16 protein-coding genes are annotated in these 17,061 nt (G+C 59.3%); 10 read left to right on the top strand and 6 right to left on the bottom strand.

The annotated features are described in order from the left end of the window. Nucleotides 1-118 precede the first annotated feature (118 nt). Nucleotides 119-1,798 (bottom strand): 2-isopropylmalate synthase, encoded by a 1,680-nt coding sequence (gene leuA, locus ABVN21_RS18595; protein WP_339553475.1) that lies wholly within the window; start codon nt 1,796-1,798, stop codon nt 119-121. Between the two features lie 390 nt (nt 1,799-2,188). On the opposite strand from leuA, the gene ABVN21_RS18590 reads away from it, so the two are divergent. Next, a complete protein-coding gene (locus ABVN21_RS18590; RefSeq protein ID WP_339553476.1) occupies nt 2,189-2,545 on the top strand; it encodes a hypothetical protein in 357 nt (118 codons plus the stop codon). A 94-nt stretch (nt 2,546-2,639) separates the two neighbouring features. Here ABVN21_RS18590 and ABVN21_RS18585 read toward each other — a convergent pair whose 3' ends face one another. Then, nucleotides 2,640-3,461 (bottom strand): peptidoglycan DD-metalloendopeptidase family protein, encoded by an 822-nt coding sequence (locus tag ABVN21_RS18585; RefSeq protein WP_339553477.1) that lies wholly within the window; start codon nt 3,459-3,461, stop codon nt 2,640-2,642. Between the two features lie 3 nt (nt 3,462-3,464). Beyond that, a complete protein-coding gene (gene xseA, locus ABVN21_RS18580) occupies nt 3,465-4,844 on the bottom strand; it encodes an exodeoxyribonuclease VII large subunit (RefSeq protein ID WP_339553521.1) in 1,380 nt (459 codons plus the stop codon). A 137-nt stretch (nt 4,845-4,981) separates the two neighbouring features. Between xseA and ABVN21_RS18575 the strand changes: the two genes are divergently transcribed. Continuing rightward, nucleotides 4,982-5,743 (top strand): sulfite exporter TauE/SafE family protein, encoded by a 762-nt coding sequence (locus tag ABVN21_RS18575; RefSeq protein WP_339553478.1) that lies wholly within the window; start codon nt 4,982-4,984, stop codon nt 5,741-5,743. 108 nt (nt 5,744-5,851) lie between these two features. On the opposite strand, the gene ABVN21_RS18570 is transcribed toward ABVN21_RS18575, so the two are convergent. From ABVN21_RS18570 to ABVN21_RS18560, 3 genes are read right to left on the bottom strand one after another with little or no spacing between them, the layout of a single operon-like run. Then, nucleotides 5,852-6,253: a DNA polymerase III subunit chi gene (locus ABVN21_RS18570; RefSeq protein ID WP_339553479.1), complete on the bottom strand. Its 402-nt coding sequence runs from the start codon at nt 6,251-6,253 to the stop codon at nt 5,852-5,854. Between the two features lie 8 nt (nt 6,254-6,261). Further along, complete coding sequence (locus ABVN21_RS18565; protein ID WP_339553480.1) at nt 6,262-6,690, bottom strand: DNA polymerase III subunit chi; 429 nt, start codon at nt 6,688-6,690, stop codon at nt 6,262-6,264. A gap of 59 nt (nt 6,691-6,749) precedes the next feature. Continuing rightward, nucleotides 6,750-8,240: a leucyl aminopeptidase gene (locus ABVN21_RS18560; protein ID WP_339553481.1), complete on the bottom strand. Its 1,491-nt coding sequence runs from the start codon at nt 8,238-8,240 to the stop codon at nt 6,750-6,752. Between the two features lie 322 nt (nt 8,241-8,562). Between ABVN21_RS18560 and lptF the strand changes: the two genes are divergently transcribed. From lptF to pdxJ, 8 genes are all read left to right on the top strand, one after another. Continuing rightward, complete coding sequence (gene lptF, locus ABVN21_RS18555; protein WP_339553482.1) at nt 8,563-9,681, top strand: LPS export ABC transporter permease LptF; 1,119 nt, start codon at nt 8,563-8,565, stop codon at nt 9,679-9,681. Further along, nucleotides 9,674-10,735 (top strand): LPS export ABC transporter permease LptG, encoded by a 1,062-nt coding sequence (lptG, locus tag ABVN21_RS18550; protein WP_339553483.1) that lies wholly within the window; start codon nt 9,674-9,676, stop codon nt 10,733-10,735. Before lptF ends, lptG begins: the two co-directional genes overlap by 8 nt. A 170-nt stretch (nt 10,736-10,905) precedes the next feature. Beyond that, entirely contained in the window at nt 10,906-12,705 is a 1,800-nt protein-coding gene (gene lepA, locus ABVN21_RS18545) for a translation elongation factor 4 (protein WP_034150820.1), read from the top strand. Between the two features lie 5 nt (nt 12,706-12,710). Next, nucleotides 12,711-13,565: a signal peptidase I gene (gene lepB, locus ABVN21_RS18540; protein WP_339553484.1), complete on the top strand. Its 855-nt coding sequence runs from the start codon at nt 12,711-12,713 to the stop codon at nt 13,563-13,565. Between the two features lie 184 nt (nt 13,566-13,749). Continuing rightward, nucleotides 13,750-14,439 carry a ribonuclease III gene (gene rnc / locus ABVN21_RS18535; protein WP_018927089.1) on the top strand — a complete coding sequence of 230 codons (690 nt, stop codon included), beginning with the start codon at nt 13,750-13,752 and terminating at the stop codon, nt 14,437-14,439. Beyond that, complete coding sequence (era, locus tag ABVN21_RS18530; RefSeq protein WP_007973959.1) at nt 14,432-15,334, top strand: GTPase Era; 903 nt, start codon at nt 14,432-14,434, stop codon at nt 15,332-15,334. The genes rnc and era overlap by 8 nt, the downstream gene beginning before the upstream one ends. Nucleotides 15,335-15,501: 167 nt before the next feature. Then, nucleotides 15,502-16,191: a DNA repair protein RecO gene (recO, locus tag ABVN21_RS18525; protein ID WP_339553522.1), complete on the top strand. Its 690-nt coding sequence runs from the start codon at nt 15,502-15,504 to the stop codon at nt 16,189-16,191. Between the two features lie 52 nt (nt 16,192-16,243). After that, nucleotides 16,244-16,990 carry a pyridoxine 5'-phosphate synthase gene (gene pdxJ, locus ABVN21_RS18520; protein ID WP_137804799.1) on the top strand — a complete coding sequence of 249 codons (747 nt, stop codon included), beginning with the start codon at nt 16,244-16,246 and terminating at the stop codon, nt 16,988-16,990. Nucleotides 16,991-17,061 lie beyond the last annotated feature (71 nt).

Raw genomic sequence — 17,061 nt, 5'->3', positions numbered from 1 at the left:
GCGATTTCCTGTGGGAGCCAGCCTGCTGGCGATGGGCCAGTTCAGACAACACAAAACCAGCAGGCAAAAAAAGGCCCCGAGGTTTGCACCTTGGGGCCTTTTGCATTTCTGCGATGGCTTACGCCGCTTTCGCTTCCGGCTGGCTCAGCGAACGGTTGAGCGCGCTGAACAGTGCCTTGAAGCTGGCGGTGGTGATGTTTTCATCGATACCCACGCCGTGCACCGCACGTTCGCCGTTCACGCGCAGTTCAATGTAGGCCGCGGCCTTGGCATTGGTGCCCGCGCCGATGGCGTGTTCGTTGTAGTCCATGATTTCCACCGGAATCGGCAGGCCAGCCACCAGTGCTTCCAGGGCGCCATTGCCCTTGCCGCGCCAATGCAGGTTGGTTTCACCCTGGCCTTTGCTGGCCACTTCGACTTCGACGGCGCTGTTGCCGTTTTCTTCCTGCAGGCGATGGCTGACCAGCGCGTACGGGGTGTTGGCTTGCAGATACTCGCTGATCAACAGCGAGTGAATCTGCTTGGCGGTCATTTCCAGGCCCAGGCGATCGGTTTCACGCTGCACGACCTGACTGAACTCGATCTGCATGCGACGCGGCAAGCTGATGCCGTATTCCTGTTCCAGCAGGTAGGCGATACCACCTTTGCCCGACTGGCTGTTGACGCGGATGACCGCCTCGTAGCTGCGGCCGATATCGGCCGGGTCGATTGGCAAGTACGGCACTTCCCACAGTGCGTCGGATTTCTGCTGGGCGAAGCCCTTGCGGATCGCATCCTGGTGCGAGCCGGAGAACGCGGTGTGCACCAGGTCGCCGACGTACGGGTGACGCGGGTGCACCTGGATCTGGTTGCACTCTTCGACGACTTTGCGCACGCCGTCGATGTCGGAGAAGTCCAGCTGAGGGTCGAGGCCTTGGGTGTACATGTTCAGGGCCACGGTGACCAGGTCGACGTTACCGGTACGCTCGCCGTTGCCGAACAGGCAGCCTTCGACACGGTCGGCGCCGGCCATCAGGCCCAGTTCGGTAGCGGCAACGCCAGTGCCACGGTCGTTGTGGGTGTGCAGGCTGATGATCACACTGTCACGACGGTTGATGTGACGGCCGAACCATTCGATCTGGTCGGCGTAGATGTTCGGGGTCGCGCATTCGACGGTGGCCGGCAGGTTGAGAATCATCTTGTGCTCGGGCGTCGGGTTCCAGACCTCGATGACCGCATCGCAGACTTCCTTGGCGAACTCCAGTTCGGTGGCGCTGAAGGTTTCCGGCGAGTATTCGAAGGTCCACTCGGTGTCCGGCTGCATGGCTGCGTATTTGACGAACAGCTTGGCAGCGCTGACGGCGATTTCCTTGATCCCGTCTTTGTCCTGGTTGAAGACAATGCGGCGGAAGGACGGGGAGGTCGCGTTGTACAGGTGAACGATGGCTTTCTTCGCGCCGCGCAGGGATTCGAAGGTGCGCTCGATCAGGTCTTCACGGCCCTGGGTCAGCACCTGGATGGTGGTGTCGTCCGGGATGTGGTTGCCTTCGATCAGGGTGCGGACGAAGTCGAAGTCGGTTTGCGAAGCGGCCGGAAACGATGCTTCGATTTCCTTAACGCCGACCTGCACCAGGGTTTTCCAGAAACGCAGCTTCTTGACGGCGTCCATCGGCTCGATCAGCGACTGGTTGCCGTCACGCAGGTCAGAGCTGCACCAGATCGGCGCGGTGGTGATGGTTTTCGACGGCCAGGTACGATCAGGAATATCGATGGTGGGGAACGCGCGGTATTTCGAAGACGGGTCTTTGAGCATGCTCATCGGGGTAATCCTTATTGTGTGGGCCGAAAAAAGGCGGCCTGCCGGTGGATCAAAATGTTCTGGGGTAGAGCGTAGGACGAGGTGCCGCGATTCAGCCCGGCAGTCGTGCGCTGACTAGGCACAGGCTGCGGTGCTGGCGAAGCTGAATGAGGGTGTGAGAGGTTTTCATGCCTTCAACCCTAACCGCGAGTGGGAAGGATGGCAAGCAGTCGAAAAAAATTGAGAGGAATACTCGTGAGCGCTTGTTTATCGAGATTTTATTGCTCGTGATGCCCATGATCTTCGAGGTTTTTGCGCAAGGTTTGAACGATGCGCAATCGATGGATTGGGCGTCGAGTGCGGGGAGTGGGGCTATTCTTAAGGCACTCGACTGGCAGGCAGGAGTCGGCAATGAACGAGTCCGATTGGAAATGCTATTGCGTGTTGCGCCCGGTGGCCCATGAGCGGATGTGCACCCGCATCATGACTGACGTTGAAAAGATCGTGCTGGACAAGAGCATCGCGCCCTACGAGCGAATCGATGCCAGTGAAGAACTGCTGAAGGCCGGGCAGAAAGAATTGTACTGGGCGTTTGGCGTCTTCAGGTTCTCCCGACACGAAGCTCGCTCGCATTTGCTTGGGTTGTGCGCGCGGGAGTTGATCACGGCTGAAGAGTTGACGGGGTTCTCGCAGGAGACTCAGGAGTGGATCAAACACTGCCTGGCAGACCGGGAAGTCCATGGGATTGAGGATTTGGAGGCGGAATAGGCGGTGCCTGTGAGGCCCTCATCGCGAGCAGGCTCACTCCTACAAGGATTGCGCTGTGATTGCTCGCGATAGCGTCAGCCCTCTTGCTCAGTAATCAGGGCTGAAACGCCCCGATAAAAATCGCCGGATCCACCCGCGCATCGTTCAGACTGATATTCCAGTGCATGTGCGGCCCGGTCGCCCGGCCAGTCGCACCAACCTTGCCCACCACGCCGCCGCGCGCCATTTGCTGGCCAACCTTCACATCGATTTTCGACATGTGGCAGAACATGCTGATAAAGCCCTGGCCATGATCGACAAACACCGTATTGCCATTGAAGAAGTAATTGCCGATCAGAATCACCTTGCCGGCGGCCGGGGTCTTGATCGGTGTGCCAGCGCCTACGGCGAAATCCAGACCGGAGTGGGGATTGCGTTCTTCGCCGTTGAAGAACCGGCGAACGCCGAACTTGCTCGACAGCGGGCCGTTGACCGGTTTGTCCAACAACAGGTTGCTTGGAGTGTTCGGGCTGAAGGTGCGATAGGCGGCAATCTGCTCGGCCAGTTCACGCTCGATGCGCTTGAGATTCTCCGGGTCCGGATTGACCTGCTGAGTGTTTTTCAGGGTGATGCGTTGTTCCGGGTATTTCTTGTTGCCGACGGTAAAACTCAGGTTGCGACCGCCGCTGCTGATGGACTGAGTGCCGGGTTTCACGGTCAACGGCACACCGACAATCGCCAGCCAGTTGTTTTGTTCCTTGACCACCAACACCGGTTTGCCCTGATAGCTGGCTTTCGGTGCTTGCGCCGACGCACCCAGGTCCACGACGGCCACGCCGCCCGGCACCGGTTTGTTCAACAGGCGGGTGATGTAGCTGTCGGCGTGAGCGTTGAAGGTCAGGCATAGCAACAGCAGCGGAGCTAGGAAACGCGGCATGGATCAATCCAGTAAAGAAAGAGTGACGGGCGTCAGGTGATTGTCTTCGACCCGCACTTGCAGTTCGCCTTCACCCAACTTGGCCTTCAGGCGCTGGCCGGTGTGAGTCTGGCTGGCGTTGCGGATCGCGTTGCCACGCTCGTCGAGCAAAATGCTGTAGCCACGGCCAAGAGTCGCCAGTGGGCTGACCACATGCAGCGTCTGCATCTGGCTGTGCAACTGCAATCGGCGGCTTTTCAGACCCTCGCGCATGGCGCGGGGCAGGCGTTCGGCGAGGCTGTCGAGTCGTTGGCGCAACATTGCTAATTGCCGACCGGGATGTTGTCCGGCCAGGCGGGTTTCCAGGCGGATCAGTCGTTCGCGACGGGTATTGAGGCTGCGTTCGAAGGCGCGCCGCATACGCATGTCCAGATCATCCAGACGCTGCGCTTGCTGGCGCAGGCGTTCGCCGGGATGCCGCAGGCGACGAGAGATGCCTTCCAGACGCAGCCGATCGCGCATCAGGCGGTCGCGCATGCGCATCACCAGCCGACGGTGCAAGCTTTCGACCCGGCGTACCAGATCGCTGGAATCCGGTGCCAGCAGTTCGGCGGCGGCCGAAGGCGTCGGCGCGCGAACGTCCGCAACGAAGTCGCTGATCGACACATCTGTTTCGTGGCCGACAGCACTGACGATGGGCGTCACGCAGGCGTCCACGGCGCGGGCCACGGCTTCTTCGTTGAAGCACCAGAGGTCCTCCAGCGAGCCGCCGCCACGGGCCAGAATCAGCGCATCGAAACCACGGGCATCCGCGAGTTTCAGGGCGCGGACAATCTGCGCGGTGGCTTCGCGGCCTTGTACGGCGGTGGGGATCAGCGTCAGTTGTATCTGCGGCGCACGGCGGCGGAACACGCTGATGATGTCGCGGATCACCGCGCCCGTGGGCGAACTGATGATGCCAATGCGTTGCGGATGTGCCGGCAGAGGTACTTTGCGTTCGGCACTGAACAGGCCTTCGGCGCTGAGTTTTTCCTTCAAGGCATCGAAGGCCAGGCGCAAGGCGCCATCGCCGGCTGGCTCCACGTTGTCGAGGATCAACTGGTAATCGCCGCGTCCCTCGAACAGCGAAACCTTGCCACGCACCTTGACTGCCAGACCGTCCTTCAACGCCTGACGGACCCGCGCAGCGTTTTGTCGAAACAGTGCGCAACGCACTTGGGCGCCGCTGTCCTTGAGGGTGAAATACACGTGGCCGGATGCCGGGCGGGCGAGGTTGGAGATTTCGCCTTCGACCCAGATGTTGCTGAACACGTCTTCAAGCAACACCCGCGCGCGGCCGTTGAGCTGGCTGACGGTCAGGACTTCGCGGTCGAGGCCGAGTCTTGCAAAGGGATCTTTAATCATGGGGCGCATGATAAAGGCATTCTCCCGCTGAATGCACGATCCCTTGTAGGAGCTGCCGAAGACTGCGATCTTTCGGTCCTGAAAGGGCAAGATCAAAAGATCGCAGCCTGCGGCAGCTCCTACAGGGATTGGGTGAAATGTTCGATTTGTTGGGTCAATGGAATGTTGGAGGGGTGGGCTGGCTGGTGATCGGTGCGGGGATCGCCCTGGCGTATATCGTGTTTGGCATTGCTGGTTTTGGCACTGCGTTGGTGGCCGGGCCGATTCTGATTTTGTTCATGCCTTTATCGAAAATCGTGCCGTTGCTGGTGTTGCTCGATTTCGTCGCGGCGTTCGGCAATCTGTTGCCCTCGCGGCGTGATGTGGCCAGGCCGGAGCTGTTGCGTTTGCTGCCGTGCATGGCCGTGGGCTGCACGTTGGGGGTGATTTTTCTGCTGAACCTGAAATCCGATCTGTTGCTGCTGTTGATGGGGCTGTTTATCAGTGTCTATGCGATTTATAGCCTGTGGATAAAAGCCCGGCCGGAACAATTGTCTGCCGCCTGGGCGGTGCCGATGGGCACGGTGGGCGGGATGTTCGGTGCGTTGTTTGGCAGTGGCGGTTTTTTGTATGCGATCTACCTGAACAGTCGTCTGCCGAAGGACGAGGCGAGGGCGACGCAAAGTGCGTTGATCAGTTGCAGCACGGTGGTGCGTTTGAGCTTGTTTGCGATTGCGGGCGTGTATGCCGAGTTACCGTTGCTGGTGTTGGCGTTGTGCTTGTTGCCGGCGATGGCGCTGGGGCTGTGGATCGGCCGGCGGCTGACCATGCGTTTGTCCCGGGAAGCGTTTGTGCGATTGGTGACCTGGTTGGTGTTGGCCAGCGGGATCGCCCTGATCGGTCGCTATCTCAGCGCTTGATCGGACTCGCTCCCTGTAGAAGCCTGGCTTGCCGGCGATGGCCTCTTCAAGAGTGCAATCGCCAGCAAGCCGGCTCCTACAGAGAGCGGTTCGTACCGGTCTTCTGTTTCAGTCGTTGTACTGACTCAACAACCGCTCAAGCCGTGCACTCAGGCGACGTTTGATTTCGGTTTCGATGTGCGGCGCGAAGTCGTCGATCACGTCTTGCATGATCAGTTGCGCGGCGGCGCGCAGTTCGTTGTCGAGGTACAGCAGCGCGTCGGCGTTCTTGCTGGCGCTCGGCGCGGGTGCTGGCTCTGGTTCGACGATAGGCTTGGGCGGGGGCGGTTCGGTCGTCAGCGCAGGTTCGTTGACGGTATCGAACAGCATTGGAATCTGTTCCTGGTCACCGTCTTCGACCGTGTCGGTCAGCAACGGTGGTTGCAGGTTGTCATCGCCGAGCAATTGGCGGATTGACTCAAGGTCGTCCAGCAGATGCGCGGAATCTTGCAGCGGTTTTTGGGTGTCCATCGGAATGCTCAGAGTCGCTGTAAACGGTGATCTTGCAGAGGATAGCCCTGTTCTCGGTAGAAACGGAAACTCTCCCGCGCGGCCTGGCGTATCACCGGATCTTCGACCACCACTTCCGCCACGCGGGCGAAACGTTGGGCAAAGGCCGGCACTTTCAGGTCGAGATTGACCAGAAAGTCCTGATGCTGACCGCAGTCATCGCCGAAACCCAGCACGATCAGGCTATCCGGTTCGCTTTCAGCAGGGCCGTGGGGTACGAAACTTTCACCCTTGAAGGTCCACAGGCGCGCATCGAGATCGTCGCGTTGGGCCGCATCGCTGCAATGCAAGTAGATGCGATGGCCCATGCGCCATGCCTTCTCGGTGAGCTTGCAAGCAAAATCCAGACGTGCCGAAGGATCGGCGCTAGGCAGGATATAGAAGTCGACTTTGGTCATTGCGGTTCCGGAGCCTTGGCGGCGTTGCTCGAAAGCGCCGCCGCCAAAGGTCATTGGTTTCAGGCTTTGGCGCGGTCCAGCAGGTATTGGGTCAGCAAAGGAACCGGGCGGCCAGTGGCGCCCTTGTCCTTGCCGCCGCTGGTCCATGCGGTGCCGGCGATGTCCAGGTGAGCCCAGTTCAGGTTCTTGGTGAAGCGCGACAGGAAGCAGGCAGCGGTGATGGTGCCGGCTTTCGGTCCGCCGATGTTGGCGATGTCGGCGAACGGGCTGTCCAGTTGCTCCTGGTATTCATCGAACAGCGGCAGTTGCCAGGCACGGTCGTCAGCAGCCTTGCCGGCGCTCAACAGTTGGCCGATCAGTTCGTCGTTGTTGCCCAGCAGGCCCGAAGTGTGGGAACCCAGTGCAACCACGCAGGCGCCGGTCAGGGTCGCGATGTCGATCACCGCTTGCGGCTTGAAGCGCTCGGAGTAGGTCAGGGCGTCGCACAGCACCAGACGGCCTTCGGCGTCGGTGTTGAGGATTTCCACGGTCTGGCCGCTCATGGTGGTGACGATGTCGCCAGGACGCGAAGCGTTGCCGCTTGGCATGTTCTCGGCGCAGGCCAGAATGCACACCAGGTTGATTGGCAGCTTCAATTCCAGCACGGCACGCAGGGTGCCGAACACGCTGGCAGCGCCACCCATGTCGTACTTCATTTCGTCCATGCCGGCGCCCGGTTTCAGGCTGATGCCACCGGTGTCGAAGGTGATGCCCTTGCCGACCAGCGCGTATGGCTTCTCGGATTTCTTGCCGCCGTTGTATTGCATGACGATCAGGCGCGGAGGCTGGGCGCTGCCCTGGCCAACCGCGTAGAACGAACCCATGCCCAGTGCCTTGATCTTCTTCTCGTCGAGGACTTCGACTTTCAGATCCTTGAACTCTTTACCGAGGTCTTTCGCTTGTTCGCCAAGGAAAGTCGGGTGACAAATGTTCGGCGGCAGGTTGCCGAGGTTACGGGTGAAGGCCATGCCGTTGGCGATGGCCGTGGCATGGTTTACGGCGCGCTGCACTTCAGCCTGGGCAGCCTTGATGGTCAGCAGGGTGATTTTTTTCAGGGCGCGCGGTTCGGCTTTCTGACTCTTGAACTGATCGAACTGGTATTCGCCGTCCACCAGGGTTTCGGCCAGCAGACGGGTCTTGCCGTAGCTGTCGCGACCCTTGACCATCACTTCATCCAGCGCCAGGACTGCATCGCTGCCGGCCAGGCCTTTCAGCGTGTTGAGCACGCTGGCAATGATTTTGCGGAATGGGCGGTCGCCCAGTTCTTCATCCTTGCCCACGCCCACCAGCAGCACGCGTTCGGCTTTCAGGTTCGGCAGGCTGTGCAGCAACAGGCTTTGGCCGACTTTGCCGGCCAGGTCGCCGCGCTTGAGCACAGCGCTGATCGCGCCGCCGCTGAGTTCGTCGAGTTGCTTGGCTGCGGCGCCGAGCTTGCGGCCTTCATTAACGGCGACGACCAGCGTGGCGGTCTTCAACGTTTCCGGGTTAACGCTTTTTACAACCAGTTCCATGTCCGGGTCCCTGAATTGATGGTCATCACGCAAGCGCTCGACGGGTGTGTGCGTCGCTTGCCAGCATCTGAAATAGAAAGCAATAGAAAGGCGCCATTACCAGCAGGCGACAAAGGCCGCAGTTTGAACCTCGCCAACGGCGCCTGACAACCCTCGGTTGTACGATCTTCAGCGCTTTGACAGCCTCGGTGAGCATGCGCAGTGACAGGCGCACTCAATCACAGGATAATGCGCCATCTTTTTTCGGCGGCTCTGCCTTGCGGGCTGCCTGATGTGTTTGCTTGTTTGGCCGCCTTAGCCTGACAACCCTGGAGTGTCTGGTTTGATCGTCTTCCGTTATCTATCCCGCGAAGTCCTGTTGACCTTGAGCGCCGTCAGCGCCGTGCTGCTGGTCATCATCATGAGCGGACGCTTCATCAAATACCTCGCCCAGGCGGCTTCCGGTCAATTGGACCCGGGCTCGCTGTTCCTGATCATGGGCTTCCGTCTGCCCGGCTTCCTTCAACTGATCCTGCCGCTGGGGCTGTTTCTCGGGATCCTGCTGGCCTACGGTCGCTTGTACCTCGAAAGCGAAATGACCGTGCTCTCGGCCACTGGCATGAGCCAGCAACGCCTGTTCCGCATGACCCTGTTCCCGGCCACGCTGGTCGCTCTGGTCGTTGCCTGGTTGAGCCTGAGCCTGGCGCCACAAGGTGCCAATCAGTTCCAGTTGCTGCTGAACAAACAGGATGCCCTGACCGAATTCGATACCCTGGAGCCTGGCCGTTTCCAGGCCCTGCGCGACGGAACCCGGGTGACTTACACCGAACAGTTGTCGGATGACCGCGTCAATCTGGGTGGGGTGTTCATCTCGCAAAAGAACATCAATTCCGACAAGAAGGATCGCGGAATCTCCGTGCTGGTGGCCGAGAAGGGCCGTCAGGAAATCCGCCCTGACGGCAACCGCTACCTGATCCTCGACAACGGCTACCGCTACGACGGTAACCCGGGTCAAGCCGATTACCGCGCGATCAAGTACGAGGAGTACGGAGTACTGCTGCCCAAACCGGACGTCAGCGACGAAGTGACCGACCGCGATGCAATGACCACCGCTTCCTTGTTGGGCAGTGACGACATCCGTTCCCGCACCGAGCTGCAATGGCGCCTGTCCTTGCCGTTGCTCGTGTTCATCGTGACCTTGATGGCGGTGCCACTGTCGCGGGTCAATCCGCGCCAGGGGCGTTTCCTCAAGTTGCTTCCGGCAATTCTTCTTTATATGGCTTACCTGACCATCCTGATTGCTGCCCGCGGTGCCCTGGAAAAGGGCAAGATCCCGCCGGCCCTGGGGTTGTGGTGGGTACACGGGATCTTCCTGGTCATTGGCCTGGGCCTGCTCTATTGGGAGCCCTTGCGCCTGAAGATAGCGAGTCGCCGCAGTGCGCTGGAGGTGGCCCGTGGTTAAGCTTGATCGCTACATCGGTAGCAGCGTATTCATGGCGATCCTGGCAGTGCTGGGGATCATTCTGGGTCTGGCGACACTGTTTGCGTTCATCGACGAGATGAGCGAAGTCAGTGATACCTACACCTTGGTCGATGTGGCGAGTTACGTGCTGCTGACTGCCCCGCGCCGTCTCTATGACATGCTGCCGATGGCAGCGTTGATCGGCTGCCTGATCGGCCTCGGCAGCCTGGCCAGCAACAGCGAGCTGACCATCATGCGCGCGGCTGGCGTATCGATCGGACGGATCGTCTGGGCCGTGATGAAGCCGATGCTGATCCTGATGGTTGTAGGTGTCTTGATCGGTGAATACGTCGCGCCGGCCACCGAAGTGACTGCTCAGGCCAACCGTTCCCTGGCTCAGGGCGGTGGCGATGCACAAAGCGCCAAGCATGGCCTGTGGCACCGGCAGGGTGACGAGTTCATTCACGTCAACTCTGTCCAGCCTAATGGCCTGCTGTACGGTGTCACCCGTTATCGTTTCGATAACGAGCGTCATATTCTGTCTTCCAGCTTCGCCAAGCGGGCGCAGTTTGACCAGGATCACTGGCAATTGAGCGACGTCACCACCACGCTGTTCCATGAGAAAAATACCGAGGTGGTTACCGCACCGGTCGAGCGCTGGGACGTGGCCTTGAGCCCGCAATTGTTGAGTACGGTAGTGATGTCGCCGGACACGCTGTCGATCAGCGGCTTGTGGGGCTACATCCACTACCTGGCCGATCAGGGGCTGAGTAATGGCCGCTATTGGCTGGCATTTTGGGTCAAGGTGTTGCAGCCGTTGGTCACCGCTGCGCTAGTGCTGATGGCGATTTCCTTCATCTTCGGTCCGTTGCGTTCGGTGACCCTCGGTCAACGGGTGTTTACCGGCGTTCTGGTGGGCTTCACCTTCCGCATTGCCCAGGATTTGCTGGGGCCTTCAAGCCTGGTGTTCGGGTTCTCGCCTCTGTTTGCGGTGCTGGTGCCGGCCGGTATCTGTGCCCTGGCCGGGCTCTGGTTGTTGCGTCGCGCCGGTTAAGATCGGGGTATTCCCGGGTTCACTGGTCAAAAAAACGCCCCTGTCGCAAGACCGGGGCGTTTTTGTACGTGCCGTCTGACCTGCGAACGTGACGCTTGCGCCGTGGATCAGGTACAATTCCCGGCTATTTTTCGGCGGGCTATGCCTGCAGCCTTTTTGAGTGTTGATCCGTGAGTGATTTGAGTCATATCCGCAATTTCTCCATCATCGCCCACATTGACCATGGCAAGTCGACGCTGGCCGACCGTTTCATCCAGATGTGTGGCGGCCTGGCCGAGCGCGAAATGGAAGCCCAGGTCCTCGACTCCATGGACCTTGAGCGTGAACGCGGCATCACCATCAAGGCCCATAGCGTTACCCTGTATTACAAGGCCCGTGATGGCGTCACCTATCAGCTGAACTTCATCGACACCCCCGGCCACGTTGACTTCACCTATGAAGTCAGCCGTTCGCTGGCGGCCTGTGAAGGCGCGTTGCTGGTGGTCGATGCCGGTCAAGGCGTTGAAGCTCAGTCAGTAGCCAACTGCTACACCGCGATCGAGCAAGGCCTGGAAGTGATGCCGGTGCTGAACAAGATCGACCTGCCGCAGGCCGATCCGGACCGCGTCAAAGAAGAAATCGAAAAAATCATCGGCATCGATGCCACCGACGCGGTCACTTGCAGTGCCAAGACCGGTCTGGGCGTCGATGAAGTGCTGGAGCGCCTGGTTACCACCATTCCCGCGCCAACCGGCAACATCGAAGATCCGCTGCAAGCGTTGATCATCGACTCCTGGTTCGACAACTACCTGGGCGTTGTGTCCCTGGTACGCGTGCGCCACGGCCGTGTGAAGAAGGGCGACAAGATTCTGGTCAAGTCCACCGGCAAGATCCACCTGGTGGACAGCGTTGGTGTATTCAATCCGAAACACACCGCCACTGTTGACCTGAAGGCCGGTGAAGTGGGCTTCATCATCGCCGGTATCAAGGACATTCACGGTGCGCCAGTCGGTGACACCCTGACCTTGAGCTCGACGCCGGACGTTGATGTACTGCCAGGTTTCAAACGCATCCAGCCGCAGGTTTACGCCGGTCTGTTCCCGGTCAGCTCCGACGATTTCGAAGACTTCCGTGAAGCGCTGCAAAAGCTCACCCTGAACGACTCGTCGCTGCAGTACACCCCGGAAAGCTCCGACGCCCTGGGCTTCGGCTTCCGTTGCGGCTTCCTCGGCATGCTGCACATGGAAATCATCCAGGAGCGCCTCGAACGCGAGTACGACCTGGACCTGATTACCACCGCGCCGACGGTAATCTTCGAGCTGTTGCTCAAGACCGGTGAAACGATCTACGTCGATAACCCGTCGAAACTGCCGGACCTGTCGTCGATCGAAGATATGCGCGAGCCGATCGTGCGGGCCAACATTCTTGTGCCGCAAGAGCACTTGGGCAACGTCATTACTCTGTGCATCGAAAAACGTGGTGTGCAAGTCGACATGCTGTTCCTCGGTACTCAGGTCCAGGTGACCTATGACTTGCCGATGAACGAAGTGGTGCTGGACTTCTTCGATCGCCTGAAATCCACAAGCCGGGGCTATGCTTCGCTGGATTACCATTTCGATCGTTACCAATCGGCTAGTCTGGTGAAACTGGACGTGCTGATCAACGGCGACAAGGTCGACGCCCTGGCGTTGATCGTGCACCGTGACAATGCGCACTACAAAGGTCGCCAGTTGACCGAGAAGATGAAAGAACTGATTCCGCGGCAGATGTTCGACGTGGCAATCCAGGCCGCCATTGGCGGGCAGATTGTGGCGCGGACAACCGTCAAGGCGCTCAGAAAGAACGTATTGGCCAAATGCTACGGTGGTGACGTCAGCCGTAAGAAGAAACTGCTGGAGAAGCAAAAGGCCGGTAAAAAACGCATGAAGCAGGTCGGCAACGTGGAAATTCCACAAGAAGCCTTCCTTGCCGTGCTCAGGTTGGATAGTTAGGTCCTATGTCACTAAATTTCCCGCTGTTGCTGGTCATCGCCGTATTTGTCTGCGGCCTGTTGGCGTTGCTTGATCTGTTGATCCTGGCACCGCGTCGGCGTGCCGCCATCGCTTCCTATCAGGGCAGCGTCAGCCAGCCTGATGTGGTGGTGGTCGAGAAACTGAACAAGGAGCCGCTGCTGGTTGAGTACGGCAAGTCGTTCTTCCCGGTGTTGTTCATCGTGCTGGTCCTGCGTTCGTTCTTGGTGGAACCGTTCCAGATTCCTTCCGGCTCGATGAAACCGACCCTGGACGTCGGCGACTTCATTCTGGTGAGCAAGTTTTCTTACGGGATCCGCCTGCCGGTGATCGACAAGAAAATCATCGAAGTCGGTGAGCCACAACGCGGCGATGTGATGGTGTTTCGCTATCCGAGCGATCCGAACGTCAACTACATCAAGCGTGTAGTGGGCTTGCCGGGTGATCAGGTTCGATACACTGCCGACAAGCGTCTGTTCGTCAACGGCGAGTCGATTGCCGAAAAACTGGTCGGCTCCGAGCCGGGTACGTTGGGCAGCGCCGAGCTCTACAAGGAAAAACTCGGCGCTGCCGAGCACTTGATCCGCAAGGAAATGAGCCGCTACCGCGCAACGCCGGACCATACCTGGACCGTGCCTGCCGGGCACTATTTCATGATGGGCGACAACCGCGACAACTCCAACGACAGTCGCTACTGGGATGATCCGAGCATTCCCAAGGATCTGCTGGGCATGGTTCCCGACAAGAATATTGTCGGCAAGGCCTTCGCAGTCTGGATGAGCTGGCCGGAACCCAAACTCAGTCACCTGCCGAATTTCTCGCGGGTTGGCCTGATCCAGTAATCACACACGGCGCTGTTGAACACAGCGCCGAATGCATTTCTGGAGCCGACACATTCGGCACCGGAAGCATGAAGCCAATGATATTCAGGACGTTATTTTTGAACACAGCGTTAATTGTCCCAAGCCTGCGCCGAATCCCGGCGATGGCGGTGGAATCCAACCACGAACTCAGCGTGGGTAAACCGTGAGCGTCTCCTTAAGCCGTCTCGAGCGTCAGCTCGGCTACACCTTCAAGGATCAAGAGTTGATGGTCCTGGCCCTGACTCACCGCAGCTTTGCGGGGCGTAACAACGAACGCCTGGAATTCCTCGGTGATGCCATCCTCAACTTCGTGGCCGGCGAGGCGTTGTTCGATCGCTTCCCGTTGGCCCGCGAAGGTCAATTGTCGCGTTTGCGCGCGCGCCTGGTGAAAGGTGAAACCCTGGCCGTACTGGCCCGTGGTTTCGATCTGGGCGAATACCTGCGCCTGGGGTCCGGTGAATTGAAAAGCGGCGGTTTCCGTCGCGAGTCTATTCTGGCCGATGCCCTCGAAGCGCTGATTGGTGCGATCTATCTGGACGCCGGCATGGAAGTGGCACGCGAACGCGTGCTGGCTTGGCTGGCCGGTGAGTTCGAAGGCCTGACACTGGTCGACACCAACAAAGATCCGAAAACCCGTCTGCAGGAATTCCTGCAGTCCCGTGGTTGTGAGCTGCCGCGTTACGAAGTGGTGGATATCCAGGGTGAGCCGCATTGCCGGACGTTCTTCGTCGAATGCGAAATCATCTTACTGAATGAAAAAAGCCGAGGTCAGGGTGTGAGTCGTCGTATTGCCGAACAGGTAGCGGCCGCCGCAGCACTGATTGCCCTGGGTGTGGAGAATGGCAATGACTGATACAAACGCAACTCGCTGTGGCTATGTTGCCATCGTCGGCCGTCCGAACGTGGGCAAGTCCACGTTGCTTAACCACATCCTCGGTCAGAAACTGGCGATCACTTCGCGCAAGCCGCAAACCACCCGTCACAACATGCTCGGTATCAAGACCGAGGGCGATGTGCAGGCGATCTACGTCGATACCCCCGGCATGCACAAGGGCGGCGAAAAGGCCCTGAACCGCTACATGAACAAGACCGCTTCGGCGGCGTTGAAAGACGTCGACGTGGTGATCTTCGTGGTGGATCGCACCAAGTGGACCGAGGAAGACCAGATGGTTCTCGAGCGCGTCCAGTACGTGACCGGCCCGCTGATCGTCGCGCTGAACAAGACCGACCGCATTGAAGACAAAGCCGAGTTGATGCCGCACCTTTCCTGGTTGCAGGAACAGCTGCCGAACGCGCAGATCATCCCGATTTCGGCTCAGCACGGTCACAATCTCGACGCGCTGGAGCGCGTGATTGCCGAGCATCTGCCGGAAAACGATCACTTCTTCCCCGAAGACCAGATCACCGACCGCAGCAGCCGCTTCCTCGCCGCCGAACTGGTGCGCGAGAAAATCATGCGTCAGATGGGCGCCGAGCTGCCGTACCAGATCACCGTTGAAATCGAAGAATTCAAGCAGCAAGGCAAAACCTTGCACATCCATGCCTTGATCCTCGTAGAGCGTGACGGCCAGAAGAAAATCATCATTGGCGACAAGGGCGAGCGCATCAAGCGCATCGGCACTGAAGCGCGCAAGGATATGGAGTTGTTGTTCGACTCCAAGATCATGCTGAACCTGTGGGTCAAGGTGAAGGGTGGTTGGTCCGATGACGAGCGCGCCTTGCGTTCGCTGGGCTATGGCGATCTGTAATACCTGATCTGGATGTACGAAGATTCCCTGTGGGAGCGAGCCTGCTCGCGATAGCGGTCTGTCAGTCAACAACAGTGTTGAATGTTAGTCCCCCATCGCGAGCAGGCTCGCTCCCACAGTGGTTTTAGGGTTGTCAGTAATACCCTGCTTACTCATTGAGATCGGCGATTTCCATGTCCCAACCCATCCCCCAACCCGCCTACGTCCTGCACTCCCGCGCCTACCGCGAAAGCAGTGCATTGGTGGACTTCCTCACGCCGCAAGGTCGGCTGCGGGCGGTGTTGCGCAGTGCGCGGGGCAAGGCCGGAACGCTGGCACGGCCGTTCGTGCCGTTGGAAGTCGAGTTTCGCGGGCGAGGCGAGCTGAAGAATGTCGGTCGTATGGAAAGCGCCGGCGTTTCCACCTGGCTCAACGGCGAGGCGCTGTTCAGCGGTCTTTATCTTAACGAGTTGTTGATTCGCCTGCTGCCGGCCGAAGACCCGCATCCCGCTGTGTTCGATCACTATGCCGCAACGTTGCTGGCCCTGGCAGAAGGGCGTCCGCTGGAGCCATTGTTGCGTTCGTTCGAATGGCGGTTGCTGGATGATCTTGGCTACGGCTTTTCCATGAGCACTGATATCCATGACCAGCCTATCGCTGCGGACGGTCTCTATCGCTTGCAAGTGGACGCGGGATTGGAACGGGTTTACTTGCTGCAACCCGGCCTGTTCAACGGCACGGAATTACTGGCCATGGCCGACGCTGACTGGAACGCTCCAGGTGCCTTGTCCGCGGCCAAACGTTTGATGCGCCAGGCGCTGGCTGTTCATCTGGGCGGTCGGCCGCTGGTTTCCCGAGAGTTGTTTCGAAAGCCGTAAATTCCCCGTGTATGCTGTGCACCGAACTTTCTCTTCTTCTGGAGCGCTTTCCGTGACCACCAGCACCCGTATTCTTCTTGGCGTGAACATCGACCACGTTGCCACCCTGCGTCAGGCCCGGGGCACTCGCTATCCGGATCCGGTCAAGGCAGCACTGGACGCCGAAGAGGCGGGCGCTGACGGTATCACCGTGCACTTGCGCGAAGACCGTCGGCACATTCAGGAGCGCGACGTATTGCTGCTCAAGGACGTGCTGCAAACCCGCATGAACTTTGAAATGGGCGTCACCGAAGAAATGATGGCGTTCGCCGAGCGGATTCGCCCGGCGCACATCTGCCTGGTGCCGGAAACCCGCCAGGAATTGACCACCGAAGGTGGCCTGGACGTGGCGGGGCAGGAGGCACGGATCAAAGCGGCGGTGGAGCGCCTGTCGAAGATCGGCTCGGAAGTGTCGTTGTTCATCGATGCTGATGAGCGGCAGATCGAGGCGTCCCGTCGAGTAGGTGCGCCGGCCATCGAGCTGCATACCGGACGTTATGCCGATGCCGAGACGCCGACCGAAGTCGCGGAAGAACTCAAGCGCGTTGCCGATGGTGTGGCTTTTGGGTTGGCCCAGGGCTTGATCGTCAACGCCGGTCACGGTCTTCACTATCACAACGTTGAAGCCGTGGCGGCAATCAAGGGTATCAACGAGCTGAACATCGGCCATGCGCTGGTGGCTCATGCGTTGTTCGTTGGCTTCAAGTCGGCGGTTTCGGAGATGAAGGCGCTGATTCTGGCGGCGGCGCTCAAGGGCTGACATCTGCGGCGCTCCCATCGCTGGCAAGCCAGCTCCTACTGAATCATGCGGGACCCTGTAGGTGCCGGCTT

Origin of the sequence: Pseudomonas sp. MYb327, assembly GCF_040438925.1 — a bacterium.
In the GTDB taxonomy this organism is placed as follows: domain Bacteria; phylum Pseudomonadota; class Gammaproteobacteria; order Pseudomonadales; family Pseudomonadaceae; genus Aquipseudomonas.
The sequence above is the reverse complement of the archived record's forward strand: the minus strand, read 5'-3'. Positions and strand labels throughout refer to the sequence as shown.